Annotated in this window: 16 protein-coding genes; 5 read left to right on the top strand and 11 right to left on the bottom strand. The window is 57.0% G+C overall.

From position 1 onward, the window contains the following. Positions 1 to 235: 235 nt before the first annotated feature. Positions 236 to 688: a VOC family protein gene (locus tag KJS47_RS05995; RefSeq protein ID WP_213523643.1), complete on the top strand. Its 453-nt coding sequence runs from the start codon at positions 236 to 238 to the stop codon at positions 686 to 688. Positions 689 to 847: 159 nt separating this feature from the next. On the opposite strand, the gene KJS47_RS05990 is transcribed toward KJS47_RS05995, so the two are convergent. From KJS47_RS05990 to KJS47_RS05960, 6 genes are all read right to left on the bottom strand, one after another. Further along, positions 848 to 1,393, bottom strand: coding sequence for a GNAT family N-acetyltransferase (locus KJS47_RS05990; RefSeq protein ID WP_213523642.1), 546 nt, complete (start codon positions 1,391 to 1,393; stop codon positions 848 to 850). A 31-nt stretch (positions 1,394 to 1,424) separates the two neighbouring features. Beyond that, positions 1,425 to 1,886, bottom strand: a complete 462-nt coding sequence (locus tag KJS47_RS05985; RefSeq protein ID WP_213523641.1) for an NUDIX hydrolase — start codon at positions 1,884 to 1,886, stop codon at positions 1,425 to 1,427. Positions 1,887 to 1,914: 28 nt separating this feature from the next. Beyond that, complete coding sequence (locus KJS47_RS05980) at positions 1,915 to 2,529, bottom strand: zinc dependent phospholipase C family protein (RefSeq protein WP_213523640.1); 615 nt, start codon at positions 2,527 to 2,529, stop codon at positions 1,915 to 1,917. 100 nt (positions 2,530 to 2,629) lie between these two features. Next, positions 2,630 to 3,553 carry an aminoglycoside phosphotransferase family protein gene (locus KJS47_RS05975; protein ID WP_213523639.1) on the bottom strand — a complete coding sequence of 308 codons (924 nt, stop codon included), beginning with the start codon at positions 3,551 to 3,553 and terminating at the stop codon, positions 2,630 to 2,632. A gap of 18 nt (positions 3,554 to 3,571) precedes the next feature. Further along, a complete protein-coding gene (locus KJS47_RS24440) occupies positions 3,572 to 5,209 on the bottom strand; it encodes an NUDIX domain-containing protein (protein ID WP_483874599.1) in 1,638 nt (545 codons plus the stop codon). Beyond that, positions 5,206 to 5,892, bottom strand: coding sequence for a response regulator transcription factor (locus KJS47_RS05960; RefSeq protein WP_213523635.1), 687 nt, complete (start codon positions 5,890 to 5,892; stop codon positions 5,206 to 5,208). The genes KJS47_RS24440 and KJS47_RS05960 overlap by 4 nt, the downstream gene beginning before the upstream one ends. A 192-nt stretch (positions 5,893 to 6,084) precedes the next feature. On the opposite strand from KJS47_RS05960, the gene KJS47_RS05955 reads away from it, so the two are divergent. The 3 genes from KJS47_RS05955 to KJS47_RS05945 all read left to right on the top strand — a co-directional run bounded on the left by KJS47_RS05955 (position 6,085) and on the right by KJS47_RS05945 (position 8,902). Beyond that, the gene (locus tag KJS47_RS05955) at positions 6,085 to 6,534 is read left to right on the top strand and encodes a DUF6220 domain-containing protein (protein WP_213523633.1); all 450 of its coding nucleotides are present in this window, start codon (positions 6,085 to 6,087) and stop codon (positions 6,532 to 6,534) included. Positions 6,535 to 6,849: 315 nt separating this feature from the next. Then, positions 6,850 to 7,257 carry a DUF6223 family protein gene (locus tag KJS47_RS05950; RefSeq protein WP_213523631.1) on the top strand — a complete coding sequence of 136 codons (408 nt, stop codon included), beginning with the start codon at positions 6,850 to 6,852 and terminating at the stop codon, positions 7,255 to 7,257. Positions 7,258 to 7,366: 109 nt separating this feature from the next. After that, entirely contained in the window at positions 7,367 to 8,902 is a 1,536-nt protein-coding gene (locus KJS47_RS05945) for a serine hydrolase domain-containing protein (protein ID WP_213523630.1), read from the top strand. Between the two features lie 176 nt (positions 8,903 to 9,078). Here the strand turns inward: KJS47_RS05945 and KJS47_RS05940 are convergent, their stop codons facing one another. Both KJS47_RS05940 and KJS47_RS05935 read right to left on the bottom strand, forming a co-directional pair. After that, positions 9,079 to 9,414 (bottom strand): four-helix bundle copper-binding protein, encoded by a 336-nt coding sequence (locus KJS47_RS05940; protein ID WP_213523629.1) that lies wholly within the window; start codon positions 9,412 to 9,414, stop codon positions 9,079 to 9,081. Positions 9,415 to 9,619: 205 nt separating this feature from the next. Beyond that, positions 9,620 to 10,657 carry an EamA family transporter gene (locus KJS47_RS05935; RefSeq protein WP_213523628.1) on the bottom strand — a complete coding sequence of 346 codons (1,038 nt, stop codon included), beginning with the start codon at positions 10,655 to 10,657 and terminating at the stop codon, positions 9,620 to 9,622. Positions 10,658 to 10,811: 154 nt separating this feature from the next. Here KJS47_RS05935 and trpB point away from each other — a divergent pair, with 154 nt between their 5' ends. Further along, positions 10,812 to 11,972, top strand: coding sequence for a tryptophan synthase subunit beta (gene trpB, locus KJS47_RS05930; RefSeq protein WP_213523627.1), 1,161 nt, complete (start codon positions 10,812 to 10,814; stop codon positions 11,970 to 11,972). A 76-nt stretch (positions 11,973 to 12,048) separates the two neighbouring features. Here the strand turns inward: trpB and KJS47_RS05925 are convergent, their stop codons facing one another. The 3 genes from KJS47_RS05925 to KJS47_RS05915 all read right to left on the bottom strand — a co-directional run bounded on the left by KJS47_RS05925 (position 12,049) and on the right by KJS47_RS05915 (position 14,874). After that, positions 12,049 to 12,810: a glucose 1-dehydrogenase gene (locus KJS47_RS05925; protein WP_213523625.1), complete on the bottom strand. Its 762-nt coding sequence runs from the start codon at positions 12,808 to 12,810 to the stop codon at positions 12,049 to 12,051. A gap of 299 nt (positions 12,811 to 13,109) precedes the next feature. Beyond that, positions 13,110 to 14,165: a YkvI family membrane protein gene (locus KJS47_RS05920; protein ID WP_213523623.1), complete on the bottom strand. Its 1,056-nt coding sequence runs from the start codon at positions 14,163 to 14,165 to the stop codon at positions 13,110 to 13,112. Between the two features lie 109 nt (positions 14,166 to 14,274). Further along, positions 14,275 to 14,874 (bottom strand): hypothetical protein, encoded by a 600-nt coding sequence (locus KJS47_RS05915; RefSeq protein ID WP_213523621.1) that lies wholly within the window; start codon positions 14,872 to 14,874, stop codon positions 14,275 to 14,277. Between the last annotated feature and the right edge of the window lie 255 nt (positions 14,875 to 15,129).

The following is a 15,129-nucleotide window of genomic DNA, read 5'->3' as shown; positions in this document are numbered from 1 at the left end:
ACAGACGGCTTCTACTCCGATCGGAGAAGAAGCCGTCTATTTGTTGTGTGGTTGATCACCGTCACATGACGCGGAGCACCGCACGCTAGGGAGCGTCGCCCGGCGCGGTGTGACTTATCTTAGTTATCATGAACGTTGACAAGATGTTAATAGTTTGGAAGGGATTGGTAATCATTGATAGAATAAAGATGAAGAGGATCAGATATTAAAGTTGTACACATAAGGAGATAAAACTATGGCAAAAAACAAATTGCTAAGAATGGACAATGTGGGCATCGTTGTAGAATCCCTTGATGACGCAATCTCCTTCTTCGAGGAGATTGGCTTGAAGCTCGAAGGGCGAGCTACTGTCGAAGGGGAATGGGCTGGTCGCGTAACCGGGCTGGGTTCACAATGCGTAGAGATTGCTATGATGGTTACCCCAGATGGCCACAGCCGACTCGAACTTTCGCGATTTCTCACCCCACAACCTATATCAGATCATCGAACTGCTCCTGTAAATGCCCTCGGTTATCTACGTGTCATGTTCACCGTGGAAGACATTGACGAACTGGTATCCAGACTCACTAAGCATGGTGCTCAGCTCGTTGGCGAAGTGGTTCAGTACGAGGACTCGTATCGACTCTGCTATATTCGTGGACATGAAGGACTTCTAATCGGTTTGGCGGAACAACTCGGTAATAAATAAGTGACGTTTAAAAGAAGACTTAATCTCAATAAGCCGCCTCTTCAACGAGGCGGTTTTCTTATCGTAAAAATCAACATCAGATTTAATATAGTCATGGGAAAAATGCCCCGTTTGCGGGGCCGGCCCTTGGCGGCCGGAAGGCGGCCCGGCCAAGAGGGATCAGACAGGGGAGGAAACGAGGTGTTCCCGGACCTCTCGCTCGTACCGGTTCGCCTTCCAGCCTTTCCCGATCGTTTGGCCGCGATAGGTGAAGCCGGCACGCGGATAGTAGCGGTTAAGGCCTTCGTTGTCACCCATGCAATCGAGCCTGAGCAGCCGCTTTCCCATCCGGCGGCATTCCGCCTCGGCCCAATCGAGCAGCAGCTCTCCCAAGCCTTGGCCCTCCCATGTCCGGCGGACGATGAGCTTGTGCAGATAAGCGGCGGACGCTTCGGGGTCGGGCCAGATCGACCGGTCGAACGGCTCGGGGTCGGGATACAGGATCACCATCCCGGCGACGGCGCCCGTCGCCTTCTCTTCGAGCAGATGGACATAGCCGCGCTCGACGTCGGGCGTCCAGTTCTCCCGGCACTCGAGCGGCCAATGGACCGGAGAGCGCGAAGCCTGCCAGCGGGCGGCTTCCTCGTACAGCTCGGTGAGCAGCGGCAGCTGGGTGGCACCGGCGGGGACGATGCGCCATGGGGAATCGGATTGAGGAACGTTCATGCTTGTAGGAAGCCTCCTTGTTGGCGTGTAGTTAGTTCTTCCGCAGGAAAGTGGAATCGAGATAATTGGCAAGATAAAGGGCATTGGCCGGATTCAGACTCGGGAGCTTGTCCCAGTCGAAAAACCGAAGCTCGTGCGCTTCCGTCTGATCGTTAACCAATTCTCCTTCATAGTCCTTGGCATAATAAAGAGCCGTCACCGAGTAGAGCTCGTCGCCGTTTCTGAGCTTCACATACAGCTCCGGACCGGAAAAGAGCTCCAGCAAGGTCATCTGTTTTAAGGTTAGTCCGGTTTCCTCGTATACTTCTCTGGCCGCCGTTTCCTCCAGTGTTTCCCCCGGCTCCATGAGCCCGCCGGGCAATCCCCAGTTTCCGTCCTTGCGGTGCTGCAGCAGGATTTGGCGCTTCTCATTCTGGAGGATCGCCACAGCCCCAACGAGAATCAGAGGTCTTGTTCCAACTAACGCACGCAGTTGCTGCACATACTCGCTCACTCGTCACCTCCATCTAGTTTGGCGTCCCTCAACTCTCAATGCCCTTGCTGGATAAAAACAGCAGGCACTTCTCCGTGGACCGGTCGATGTATTCCGCAATTTCGCTGTTATCGTTGCGGAAGAGCTCCAGCTCCTCATTCATGAGCTCTTCATCCATGACAAAGTCCTGCTGCAGGCAAGTAAGCAGGGCAGGCAAGTAGTCAGCGTCATAGCCTTCCAGATTTACCTCAGGCAGCTCGTGGGAAAGAAGCTTCAGCTCATATTGCTTGATGAGCCGTCCGTTTAGTCTCCGGAAATCCCGATAGGCGGTCTGTAGGTACTCCTTCATTTGCTCCGGCGGTCCGGGCTCTACGATCTCGTAGTAAAGCTCCAGCCAAACGACATCCGACAGCAAATGGCACAAGTACCCGAGATAGAAGGGCTCCTGGATCACTTCTTTGTATGTATCGTAGAACCGGTTATAGTTGATGTATCCATTGCCGGCTGCGTCCCGGTCCTTGAAATGGGTGACGCCTTTTGGGACATTCATCAGGCCATGGATATCGGGAGCGATCCCGCCTAGCAGAAAGGCGGGTTTGTTGTCGATTCCGAGCCGATCGGCTAATTGGGAAGCAATGCAGTAATGCATAATTCTGGAGCCCACGATCATCCCTCCTGGTTTCAAACGATTTGAAGCGGTCTTACGGCCTTCCATTCCTTTATTCCTCTAGAGGACCGTTTATTCCCGGTTCGGCAGAACCCCTTCAGGAAGAGTGAAAGTCGCGGTACCAGCTTGGCTCCAGCCGCTCAAAATAGGCGTGTTCCTCCAAGATGGTCATGAGGCGTTCCACTTCTAACTCCACTCGGTCGGGAGTATGCCGAATCGACCAGACGAGAACGGAGAAGACGCCCATGGCGGCATAAAGGGAGTAGAGTCTCCAAAAGAGGTCCGTTAGCTGGCCGTTCTCGAAATAGCCGGCAAGCTGACCGGCCGAGAAGGGGACGCTTGCTTCCTTGTTAAGCAGCGTTAACTTGTGAAAATCGTGAAGGGGGTCTCCCCAGTCCGCATTGTTGAAATCAATGACCCCGCTGTAGCTTCCGTCCTTTAGGATTAGATTCGCTAGATGGAAGTCGTCGTGCTGAAACAGATTGGGGCGGTCGGCCATCCACTTCTGGTTTTCCTCAATAAAGGCTAGAATTTTATGGTCATCTTCTAGTCTTATTCCACAATCTTTGTAAGCCTCGAGATAACGAGTATGCTTGCTGCTTGCTCTTATGTGCCATGGCGCAACCGAAGAGGGCGCCTGCAGCCTGTGCATTCTGGCAAGGTCTCTCCCTGCATCAACACCAATTTGGAATTGAGTTTGTTCGGGATAACGTCCGATCGCCTCCTCGGCATCTTCTCCATCTATGTAAGACAGCAGCTGGTAGCAAATGCCCAGCTCCTCCACTTTTCCTACTTCGATCGGTAGAGGGGAACGGACTTGGTATTGCTGAAGATCCATGAGAATGCGATGGAGAGAGTTTTTTCTTTCATACTGACCGATAGGGGCCGTTCGCAGCAAATAGCGGATTCCATGGCCTTGGTCGATGATGTACTTCTTGTCTATGGGAGACAATCCCTTCTTCACTTCTGTACTTGCATGGGCCGTCCTGAGGGAAGGGATCCGCTCCTGTAAGCTTTCCAAGCTTATCTCATCCCTCATCTATCTCCCTCGCTTCTCTAGTACCGTCCAGTCGTCGAGCCGTTTGGTTTCGAGCGATAGCTGTCCGGTCTTTAGCCACTCTACGGCTTGAACGACTAGAGGAGAGGCGTTCTCTTCCTGGAGGTCATAGATGGATACCCATCTTGCCCCTAACGAATCCTGCCTTTCGAAGACATGGGGAGGCTTGATGGTCATTCCGGGCAGTGGATGGACCGAATAAAAAACAGCGACATGATGGATATGGGAGGTGCCTCTCTGCGGCAGCTCATAGGGAATGAGATAATCACAAACCCCGATATTCCGCTTAACCTCCACCTGAAGCCCCGTTTCCTCCAGAAATTCTCGCTCAATCGTTTGGATTAAGGATTCATCGGCTTCCACCGTTCCACCCGGAAGGTCATATCGCCCGATGTAGGGGCCGTTTCCCTTCTCGATGACAAGAAGCTTCTCCTCCTCGGCACAGATTCCATAAGCACCGAAATGGCGGTGCCAAGACTCCCTCTTTCTCATACACATCCTATCCTTTCCCCGCAGGCAAATACACGGCAAATGTCGTCCCTTGATCCGGCTCGCTCTTGACACGGATGAACCCGCCATGGGCTCTAACCAGATGATGCGCGATCGATAAACCAAGCCCCGTTCCGCCTGAGTGCCTCGAACGGCCTTTTCCACCCGATAAAACCGGTCGAATAGGTGGGTTAGCTCTTCGGCCGGAATCCCGATGCCGGTGTCTATGACGGAGACGCAGGTATAGGCTTCATTCCGCTCGAGCACCTTGTCTTCCATCACTACCGCTATCTTTCCGCCTTCCGGCGTGTAGCGGATGGCATTCGTCAGCAAATTGATAAACACCTGCGTGATCCGTCTCGCGTCGGCGATTATCATGACGGGCCTCGTGTTTGAATGAAAGCTGATGTCCAGCCGCTTCTCCTCCGCCTCCATTTTCCCATCTTCCACGACTTGTTCCAGTCTTGCCGACAGATCGAGATGCTTGCAGTCCATTGCCAAACGACCCGATTCCGCGAGCGACAAGACATGAAGATCTTCCACCAGCAGGCCTAAGCGAATCACTTCGTCATGGAGGCGAAGCAGCAACTCCGGAGAGGCGTACGAGCCGGCCTGCTGAGCATTTTCCAATTTAAGCTGCATGATGGACAGCGGCGTTCGAAGCTCATGCGCGACATCGGCCACCAACCGTTTGCGGGCGTCCTCCGCTTCCCGGAGGCGAAGCGTCATATCGTTGAACGTCTGGATGACTCTGCCGTATTCGTCTTTGGACGGCACGGGTACGTTCACGTCCAGATCCCCCTGTCCGACGCGCTCGATAGCGGCGACGAGCTTTCTTAACGGGACTGTCAGCATCCGCGAAATCCATAAGCTGACGCCAAGTCCGATGACTATGAAAAAAAACAAATTTTCAAGCCCGAATGTTTGCATCCTGCTTGAAACGTAACTCTTCAAAATCTCGATTTGTTCTCCGGGCGATGCGTTCAAATACGACGCACTTAGTTCTTCCCTGCTAAATTGATCGAATAGAGACTCCATGTAAACCTGTTTGGTTACGGTGTGAGCGCCGCCGATGATCAGAACGAGTAGTCCCATGAAGACAAATATCTTGTGGCGTACCGTCCATGTCATGATGGTTCACCGAATCGGTAACCGAACCCGTATACCGTTTGAATATACCGAGGGGTGGCCGGATCGTCTTCCAGCTTGCGGCGAAGATTCCGGATATGGGAATCCATCGTTCTTTCGTACCCCATGTAGCCGTCCTCAAGGGCGGCCCTCAATAACTGCAGGCGGCTGAATACGATTCCGGGACGCGCCGCCAATGTGTACAATAGTTTGAATTCCGTCGGGGTCAGCTGGATCTCCTGGCCGTCCTTGAATACCTGGCATTTGGCTTCGGAAATGGTCAGGTTGTCTCTCTCCAGCAATAACAGTTTCTCTTCCGGACCACGCAGGCGGCGAAGCAAAGCCCGGATGCGCGAGGAGAGCTCACGCAAGCTGAACGGCTTTGTCAAATAATCGTCCGCACCGATTTCCAGACCGACGATTTTATCCGACTCCTCCGACCGAGCCGTGACCATAATAATCCCGCAATTCGAAGTTTGCCTGATTTCACGGCATACGTCGATGCCGCTCTTCCCGGGGAGCATCCAATCGAGCACAACGAGATCGGGCCGTTCCGACCGGGCGATCGCGAGAGCTTCCATGCCGGTACGGGCGGTCAATACCCGAAACCCTTCACGCTGCAGATAGGTTTGCATCTCCTCCAGCATGTCCGGCTCGTCCTCTACAAGCAGCAATTTCGGTTCCATTCGATCCCTCTTTTCCGATATGTCTGCTTCGGGTGCGAGAATCCACCACTTACCGAGAAGTATACCGTGATGGAACTGGTTCTTGAACCCATTCACACAAAAAGAGAGAGATCTGCATAAGTTCTCGACATTTATCCATTAAACTGACGGTGAAACGAGAATATAGCCGTGAAGAACAAGGAGGATACAAAGATGAGCAATCTTTCCGTAAACCGCAGCGAACCGGAAGCCGGGGATCGCGCAGGGGGAGCCCCCCAATTTTCACCGCTCGTGGTTAGAGCGCGCTTGGTGTTTAAGGCGGCCGTAAGGATCTTTGCGATCGGCATTTTCATCCAGGTGTTTCTTGCCGGTCTCGCCCTGTTTTGGAATTCGGCCCAGTGGGCCAGCCATACTGGCTTTGCCAGGCTGCTGGTTCTTGTTTCCATCCTGATTCTCGTGCTTTCGTTCATCGCCCGGCTGCCGCGTTCTGTTCGAATGCGAAGTGCGGGGTTGCTCGGGATCATCGTATTGCTGGCGGTCAGCGTCAAATTCCCGTCCGGAATGGGATACGTATCTGCTCTTCATCCGGTATTCGCTCTGCTGTTGTTTATGGGAACGGTGTCTCTCGCCCGGAAGACCGATGCCCTCGACAAAGGAAACTAGTAATCATTTGCTGAGCATGGAGGCTGGTTTGCGTGTGACTCCCATCTTCCACGTGGATGGTATGGAAAGAGGTCACTCTATTCTAGCGGTCTATCTACTTGTCTTGCTATTCCTAATCGTGTCTGGCGTATCGCTGCATCTGGTTGCGCATGATTATGAGAACAGATCGGATTGGTTTCGCATCCTTGTCCTTGTTCTGTATGGGATGTCCGGCATTCTTGCCCTCCTTTTGTTTCTTCCAAACGAATAACCAATAGCAACCAATGAGCCGCCAAACAAATGAGAACAAAACCAACAAAACGGAGTGATGAACAGATGAGAACGAAGCTGATTTCCTTCTTCATTCTTTGTGCATGTCTGCTTCTGCCGGTTATAGCCTATGCAGAAGCGGCCGACGGGACGGTCGGATACGGATTTACCCCCGGGCGAAGCTGGTCCACGATAGACGCGGGGGTGGGGCTGCTCAGCGCGATTCTCGCCTGGCTGTCTCTATCCCGCTCCGCAGGTCGGTTCGGTACCGGCAGCGGGAGACGCGGGGCCGTTGTGGCCATGGTGGTGGGGCTGATCGTCATCGTCTACGCCGGGGTGCATGTGACCATATTTCCCGGTGGTCCCGGAACCGGTGACGGGCGGGTCGGGGCCTACTTAGCCGTTGTGCTTGGGCTGACCAGCATGGTCCTCGCGGGGATCACGCTGAGCCGCTCCCGCCGCCGCGCCGGGTGACCCGGCCATGTGACATGTGTTGCGGTTCCTGTCCTTCCTGAGCGTGTTCGGATGGACAGCTTCCCGGAAAACTAACGAGAAAAGGGGTGGGACGATGAGAACGATGAGAATGATAGCAATCATTTTGTGCGGTCTGTTCATTCTCCCCCTATTCAGTTCGGCGCAAAGGGATCTAAGCATGCAAGCGGAGCGATCCGGACCTTCGGATTTCTCCGACGTGGATGCGTATATTGCTCGTGAGATGAAGCGGCAGCGTCTTCCGGGGCTGGCTCTGGCGATTGTCCAGGGGGATCGCGTTCTTTATCTGAAGGGATATGGGCAAGCCGATTCATCGGGGCGACCAGTCACCCCGCAAACCCCGTTCGGATTAGGTTCCATCGGCAAGTCGATTACGGCTATCGCCGTTCTGCAGCTGGCCGAAGCGGGAAACATTGACTTGGATGCGCCTATCCAGCGCTATCTCCCTACCGAATTTAGCGGTGCAGCGTCCATTACGGTCCGTCAGCTGCTTAACCAAACAAGCGGGTTCTCTCAAATTGCAACGTTTAGCAGCTCGCTGTCCAGTGCAGGCGGTCAAGAGCAGGATGCACTTGAGAAAAACGCCATGTCTTATGCGGAAAGGTTTTTAAACGAGCCCAATACCAAAACGGAACATCCGTACCGATATTCGAACGCAAATTATGTGCTGCTCGGCTATATTGTGCAGCAAGTATCCGGCCAGTCCTACGGCGACTATGTGAAGGAGCATATTTTCGGACCTCTGTCCATGCGGGATAGCTTCCTTACGCATGAGGAAGCGGCGGCGCACGGACTGGCTGAGCCCCACCGCCGGATCTTCGGCTACAACGCACCTTACGATGGCCCTTATGTTTATATTGCAGGGGATTTGCCGGCGGGCTACCATTACACCACGGCTGAAGATATGAGCCGTTACATGATCGCCCAGTTGAACGGCGGCCGCTATGCGGGGAATGCCGTGCTCTCCTCGGAAGGCATACGCCTAATGCGGACCGAGCCTGTTCCGGGAACGTATGGGATGGGCTGGTCGACCGAGCAACTTAACGGGCTGGAGGTTTTTGGTTCGCCGGGCGGCTCGTTGGGCTTCCAGGCCCAAGCTTTTATGGTTCCGGAACGACAGCTCGGCGTAATCGTGTTCGCGAACGTACTGGACGCGATCGATGCCGAATTTCCCGACACCCACGTCATCACGACGACTTACATCGCTTCCGGCATCCTTAATTTGCTGAATGGCCAACCTGCCGGGGGAGCGTGGCTAAGCATCTCGCAAAAATACCTGTTTGTGAATGGACTCATCCTCGTCCTCAGCGCATGGTTGGTCTACGCGACTATGCGAACGGCAAAGCGCTGCTTGGGGCCGCAGCGTCCTGACCATTCGATTCATAGGGGACGATCGATTCGAGTTCTGTTCAAGATTGCTCTGCATTTTGCCATTCTGTTTATGATCCTGCTGCTGAGTACGACTCAACTAGTGCCGCTATGGCATATGGCGATCATCTTTCAGCCGGACGTCTACCTTTGGCTGCAGATCATGGCTTTCCTTCTGGCACTGAAGGGCATCATGGAAATCATTCGGTTGGTTCGGTCCTATCGGCAGGAACCCCGACAAAGGGAAATGCCGAATTGAATCCCCTTCAAGGTGCAGCCCATCCGTGAGGATGAGTAACGTTCTGCCCGTACGCTCGTCCCCACACAAAAAAAAGAGCCTCCGCTGAGCGTAACAGCGAGGCTTCCAAGCCCGGAACGGTTCGATCCGGGCTATTTCTTATTCCAATCCTAACAGGCAGCCGTTCGTAACGTGAATTATGCCGCCGCCATGGCGCGGCAAGCTTCCGCGCAGGACCGGCAGGCTTCGGCGCAGCGCTGGCAGTGCTCGTGCTCATGCTTCGCGCATTCCTCCGCACAAGCATCGCATATTTCCGCGCAAACGCGGCAGATGATGGCGGCGAACATGGAGCTCCGGGAGAGGGCGTTGGCCGTAAAGCTGCAGAATTCGGCGCATTCGCGGTCGAGCCGGATGCACTCCTTCATCATGGCGAGATCCTTTTCCTTGAGACAAGCGTCGTAGCAATGATTGCAGGCCTGCATGCACTTCAGGCATTCGTCGATGCACTGCTGCAGGTTCGTCGCGTTAACCATCCTTGTTCCCTCCTCCAGAATAGTTGACCAGGTACTTCGTTCTGCTCTGTTCTTACCCATCCCGTTATTGCGCTCAAACAGGGGATTTGCTGGGGACTGTTTCCAGACAAGCCCGTTTCTCTGTTACTATAGACAGCTCCGGCTGCGCTATCGTCACGCCAATCCGGTAGTTTCCGGTAAAAAAAAAGACGCCCGTAGGCGTCCTTCAGCCGATCAGCCGGAGCAGCAGCATACCGCCCACTGCAAGCGTCATGCCGGCGGCTTCCTTGCGGCTGAACGATTCGTTCAGGAAGAATCTGGCGTACAGCAGTACGAGCAGCACGTTCATCGCCACAACCGCCGAGACGAGTCCCGTGACGCCGAGGCGGAACGCCGGCAGGATGAACAGCATCCCTGAGATGTTCGACAGGCCGACGACGAGCCCCCACGCGAGCGTCCGTCCGAACGGCCAGGCGGCCGCGGACGCAAGGGCAGCGGCCGCCGGCTCGAACTCGGGTTCCGGGCTCTGTTCGGCTGCCGCCGTCCGCTCCTGCCGGCCGGCGGCAGCCGAGCGTGTTGGCGATTCGTCCGCTTCTGTTCGAGCCGCCGCCTGCTCCGAGTGTCCGGCGTTGACTGTGCCAAGCGCGCTCACCACGGCCTTGCGGGCCTTGGCGTCCGCCAGCCGGCCGCGGTACCAGCTGCCTGCGAATAGGAGGGCGCCCGTTGCGTACATGACGACGAGCGTCGGAAGGGTGTCCGCACCCCACAGCATCGCCTGCTTCGAGGAGACGTCGGTCAGCCCGAAGGCAAGCATGGCGGCCAGCGCCCAGCCGGCCCCTTTGCGATCCTGAAGCGAGAGATCGCTTGCGTAGCGGATGAGCACGACGCCGGAGACGAGGACGACGAAAGCGACCCCCTGGCCGGGCGTCAGCGTCTCGCCCCACAGCAGGTAAGAGAGGGCGATGACCACGACGGCCGGCAGGGAGGTGAGCACGGCGACGAGAGACGCCTTACCGACGGCGAAAGCGCGGAACATGGACGCGTTGGCGACGAACGAGAAGATGCCCATGGCGAGGCCGGTCAGCACCTCGGGCGTCCAGGACGGCCGGGTCAGCAGGCTGAACAGGAGGGCGATGAAGGTGCCGCACAGATAGACGCCGAGCAGCAGCACATTGCGGTCGAGCGGTCTTCGGGAAGTCAATTGGTACAGGATGCCGCGCAGTCCGAAGCAGACGGCGGCCGCTCCCGCGAATGCCAGCCACATGAGAGGGCCTCCTTCCTTGCGAAATGCGCCATGGAGTGCTCTCCAGGCGCTTAGCTATAGGCAGTATAGGCACGATCAGCCAAAAGGTCAATGTACAGAGGAGAACGCTTCCGGTAAACTAGAACTATTCCATGAGTCGGGAGGGTTACCAGTTATGCAAGAAACGGAGAAAAAGGGTTTTTTCGGATCATTCGGAGGCAGCTTCATTCCGCCGGAGCTTCAGGAAGCGATGGATTATTTGACCGAGCAGTTCGAGCGGTACAAGGACGACCCGGTCTTCCGGGAGGAGCTCGCGTATTACTACCGTGAATACGTCGGCAGGGAGAACCCGCTCACGTTCGCCAAGCACCTGACGGACAAGCTGGGAGGGGCCAAGATCTATCTGAAGCGGGAGGACCTGAACCACACCGGCTCCCACAAGATCAACAACGTGCTCGGCCAGATTCTGCTTGCGAAGCGGATGGGAGCCCGCCGCGTCATCGCCGAGACGGGCGCGGGGCAGCACGGCGTCGCAACCGCTACCGTCTGTGCGATGTTCGGGATGGAATGCGTCATCTACATGGGGGAAGAGGATACGCGCCGGCAGGCGCTCAATGTCTTCCGGATGGAGCTTCTAGGTGCCAAGGTCGTGCCGGTCTCCAAGGGACAGGGACGACTGAAGGACGCCGTAGACGAGGCGCTGAACGACCTGGTCGCCAATTACCGGACGACGTTCTATCTCCTCGGTTCTGCGGTCGGCCCGCATCCGTTTCCGACGATGGTCAAGCATTTTCAATCCATCATCAGCGAGGAGTCCAAGCAGCAGATTCTCGCCAGAGAAGGGCGGCTGCCCGACGCGGTCATCGCCTGCGTAGGCGGCGGCAGCAACGCCATCGGCTCGTTCGCCCATTACATAGACGAACCGTCGGTCCGGCTGATCGGCGTGGAGCCGGATCAGGCGCCGACGCTGACCGAGGGCGTGCCCGGCGTGATTCATGGATTCAAGTGCCTCGTTCTGCTGGATGAGGAAGGGGAACCGCGCAAAACGTACTCCATCGCCGCGGGTCTCGATTATCCCGGCATCGGACCCGAGCACAGCCATCTGAAGGAAAGCGGCAGAGCCGAGTACGTAACCGTTACGAACGAGGAAGTGCTGGAGGCGTTCCAGGAGCTGTCCCGGACGGAGGGGATCATCCCGGCGCTTGAGAGTGCCCACGCCGTCGCCTACGCCCTCAAGCTGGCTCCTACGATGGAGCATGACCGGATTCTGCTCATTAACATCTCCGGCCGCGGGGACAAGGACGTCGAACAGGTGTTTCACATGCTGAACAAATAGATGCCGGACGGGAAAGAATTCGCACCCATCATACGAACCGCCGCTTCCCCGAGAGGGGAGCGGCGGTTCGTTCCGTTCAGTCTTCGTAGATCATCTTGACGGTCATCCCTCCGTCGACGACGAGGTTCTGGCCGGTGATGAAGCCTGACTTGGGCCCGGCGAGGTAGAGGCAGGCGTCTGCGATGTCCTGCGGCTTGCCTACCCGGCCGACCGGGTGCTGGAGCTTGTCCCGCTCCGAATGGCTGGGTACCTCGGCGTTCGCGGCCTTCTGCCAGTCGCGCACTTCGATCCAGCCGGGACTGACCGCATTCACGCGGATGCCGAGAGGGCCCAGGCTGACCGCCATGGCGTGCGTCAGAGCGAGAATGCCTCCCTTGGAGGCCGAATACGCTTCGGTATGCGCCTCGGACATGAGGCCGCGCGTCGAGGCGATATTGACGATGGCTCCACCGCCTCTGCGGCTCATGGCGCGGGCGGCTTCCTGCGAGCAGAGGAACGTACCGCGCAGATTGACGGCGAGCACCCGGTCGAAGTCCTCGGCCGCCAGTTCGAGGAAGGGAGCGTTGTGTGCGATGCCGGCGTTGTTGATGAGGACGTCGACGCGGCCCAAATCCTCCTCGGTCAGCTTCACCCACCGGGCGACTGCGGAGGCGTCCGCGACGTCCACGCACATGAACATCGCCTGGGCGCCCATCCGGCGCAACTGCTTGATCGTCTCGAAGCCGGCTTCCTTGTCCGGATCGGCCAGAGAGACAGCGTACCCCTGGGAAGCGAAGTTCATGGCGATTCCTTTGCCGATTCCTTGTGCACCACCTGTAATCAAAGCAACCTGAGGCACGAGCGGTCCCTCCCTTGGCATCTTTTGCTAACCATTTGATAGCTCCTATTATAACGAATAACCCCCGGCCCTGCGAGTCCGGCCAGGCTGCGTCAACCAGGCCTCTGGGCGCTATGTGAGATGGGAGGGATGCCGAGTGGGGAAGTGTGCCGCAGACTTGGTCCGCATTACCTCCTATTCTATTCGGACGATGGTCAGCTTCACGAAAATGTGCCTTCCGAACAGCCCGAACCGCAAATCTCTATTCAGACGATAGATAGTCAGCTGCACGCCGTATGCCTTCCGAACGGCCCGAGCCGTCAATGCTCGCTCGGCGGCTGGGCCGTGCCTCTCCTCCGGGCGATGATCATGCCGAACCAGAGCAGGCTGACCAGCCCGAACAGCGGATACAGCGTAGCGAGCAGATGGCTGAAGCCGATCTGGCTGACGAAGTAGCTGAGGATCAGGATCAAGGCGATGAGGAGGCGCCGGTTCAGCTTGAGCCGCTGCTCGAGCTGCAGAGCCAGCCCGTAAGCGTCGGCGATGAACGTCGTGAAGATTTCCCCGTAGATGACCAGCGTGTACAGGAGATGAAGAGAGCCTCCAAACGTCCGGATAATATGGCCCATCGGAATCTCAAACTGACGGATGCCGGGCATCTGGGCGGACAGCGCAAAATGCGCGGCGAGCAGCATGAGGCCGATGCCCACCCCTCCGACAAGCCCGCCCCAATAGAGCACCCGCCTGTCCCGGATCGAAGCCCCGAGCGGCACGAGCACCGCCTGGGCCATGGCGAGGTTGAAGGCGGTGTAGAGCAGCGGGGACAACCAGATCCGCAGCGTGGGGTAGTCGCTCGTCAGCCGGAGCCAGTTGGACGCCCCGGGCAGGTCGCGGCTGATCAGGACGATGGTGACGGACAGCAGGATCATGAACGGCACGACCAGCGTATTGACCGCTAGGATCGCCTTCATGCCGCGCGTCAGCACGAGGTAGGCGGCGGCCAGCGTGATGAGCAGTCCCGTCTGGTAGGATAGATGCAGCTGTTCTTCGAACAGAGACCCGCCGCCCGCCAGCATGATCGTCGTCACGCCGAACAGAACGACCATTGTGAAGAGGCTCAGTCCGCTGCCGAACCGCCGGCCGAACAGCATCCGGTTCAGGTCTTCGTAAGAGCGGGCCTTGCCGTCGTGGGCCATCAGCATGAGCTTGATGCCGAGCCATGTGAAGAGAGCGCAGGAGACACCGATCGTGAGAGCGGCCAGCCACCCGTAGCGGGTGAAAAACTGCAAAATTTCCTGACCGGTGGCAAAACCGGCCCCAACCACCGTGCCGATATACGTAAACGCCACCTGGAGCACCTGCCATACGGTACGCATAACAAAAAAACCCCCTGTCCACCTTGCATAGTACAAGGTATGTTCCGGAGGGTTCTCGCATGCCAGCCGCGGCGGCCGGCTGAGAAGCGCAGCGCTTGGGGCAGCCGCGCTACTTGGCGTCGGCGAACAATTTGATCGACTGCACAACCGACGTCTTCGGATCGACGTCGAGCTTCAGCACCGTGTTCTTGTTATAGTAGGCGAGCACATAGCTCGTGTTCGTATCCGGCTGGCCGAGCATCTTGATGGCGTCCTTCGATGTGGAATCGAGGCGGAGGCCGTTCAGGCCGGGATCGATATCAGGCGAATCGATACTGACGAACCGGACTTTGTTTGTGTTGTCGATCCCGACAGAGAAGCTGTCGTAGACGAGCACCTCGATCGGGTCGGACGGATCCGTCATGACGTAGCGCTCGTCCGGCTTGCCGAACAGGCCGATAACCTTGGACTGGTCATCCGAGATAGACAGGCCCATAAGAACGGGCCGCTGGCTGCTGTAGGCCTCTACCGCTACATGCGTCTTGTCGGGCCTGGCCGGGCCCGTCTCGTCCGGGGTCGGCGTCTGCTGCGGCGGGGCCGTCTGCACGGGCGGTTGGGCGCTGCCGGCTTCCAGCTTGCCGGACTTCCAATAGTGATAGCCGTAGACGGAGACAAGCACGACCACGGCTAAGGTCAAGGTTAGGGACATGATGCGTCTGGCGGCGGTCATTGGCTTCTCTCCCTTCGGCTGGATTGTCTCGGAAACTCCTATATACTAATATAGACAGATCAGGAAAGCAAAAAGTTTCATTCCGGTTAAAAAAATGGCTGTGTCCCGTCGCTGGAGAGGGAAGAGCTGCGGCTTCAACCGGAATAGCTGACATGCCGCTTCCTCGTGCTTGAAGCGGGCTCGGCGGCTGTGTTACGTTGTAGACAAGAATGGCGGAATGCCGAGGAACCGCACGGCTCGGCTGCTGCAAGGCCG

Origin of the sequence: Paenibacillus sp. J31TS4 (assembly GCF_018403265.1) — a bacterium.
Taxonomy (GTDB): domain Bacteria; phylum Bacillota; class Bacilli; order Paenibacillales; family NBRC-103111; genus J31TS4.
The sequence above is the reverse complement of the archived record's forward strand: the minus strand, read 5'-3'. Positions and strand labels throughout refer to the sequence as shown.

Bases quoted from the DNA above. Each gene is read 5' to 3' on its own strand.
- KJS47_RS05960 (WP_213523635.1), bottom strand. From the start codon at position 5,892: ATGGAACCGAAATTGCTGCTTGTAGAGGACGAGCCGGACATGCTGGAG.
- KJS47_RS05945 (WP_213523630.1), top strand. From the start codon at position 7,367: ATGATAGCAATCATTTTGTGCGGTCTGTTCATTCTCCCCCTATTCAGT.
- KJS47_RS05940 (WP_213523629.1), bottom strand. From the start codon at position 9,414: ATGGTTAACGCGACGAACCTGCAGCAGTGCATCGACGAATGCCTGAAG.
- KJS47_RS24440 (WP_483874599.1), bottom strand. From the start codon at position 5,209: ATGACATGGACGGTACGCCACAAGATATTTGTCTTCATGGGACTACTC.
- KJS47_RS05955 (WP_213523633.1), top strand. From the start codon at position 6,085: ATGAGCAATCTTTCCGTAAACCGCAGCGAACCGGAAGCCGGGGATCGC.
- KJS47_RS05920 (WP_213523623.1), bottom strand. From the start codon at position 14,165: ATGCGTACCGTATGGCAGGTGCTCCAGGTGGCGTTTACGTATATCGGC.
- KJS47_RS05990 (WP_213523642.1), bottom strand. From the start codon at position 1,393: ATGAACGTTCCTCAATCCGATTCCCCATGGCGCATCGTCCCCGCCGGT.
- KJS47_RS05915 (WP_213523621.1), bottom strand. From the start codon at position 14,874: ATGACCGCCGCCAGACGCATCATGTCCCTAACCTTGACCTTAGCCGTG.
- KJS47_RS05935 (WP_213523628.1), bottom strand. From the start codon at position 10,657: ATGTGGCTGGCATTCGCGGGAGCGGCCGCCGTCTGCTTCGGACTGCGC.
- trpB (WP_213523627.1), top strand. From the start codon at position 10,812: ATGCAAGAAACGGAGAAAAAGGGTTTTTTCGGATCATTCGGAGGCAGC.
- KJS47_RS05995 (WP_213523643.1), top strand. From the start codon at position 236: ATGGCAAAAAACAAATTGCTAAGAATGGACAATGTGGGCATCGTTGTA.
- KJS47_RS05950 (WP_213523631.1), top strand. From the start codon at position 6,850: ATGAGAACGAAGCTGATTTCCTTCTTCATTCTTTGTGCATGTCTGCTT.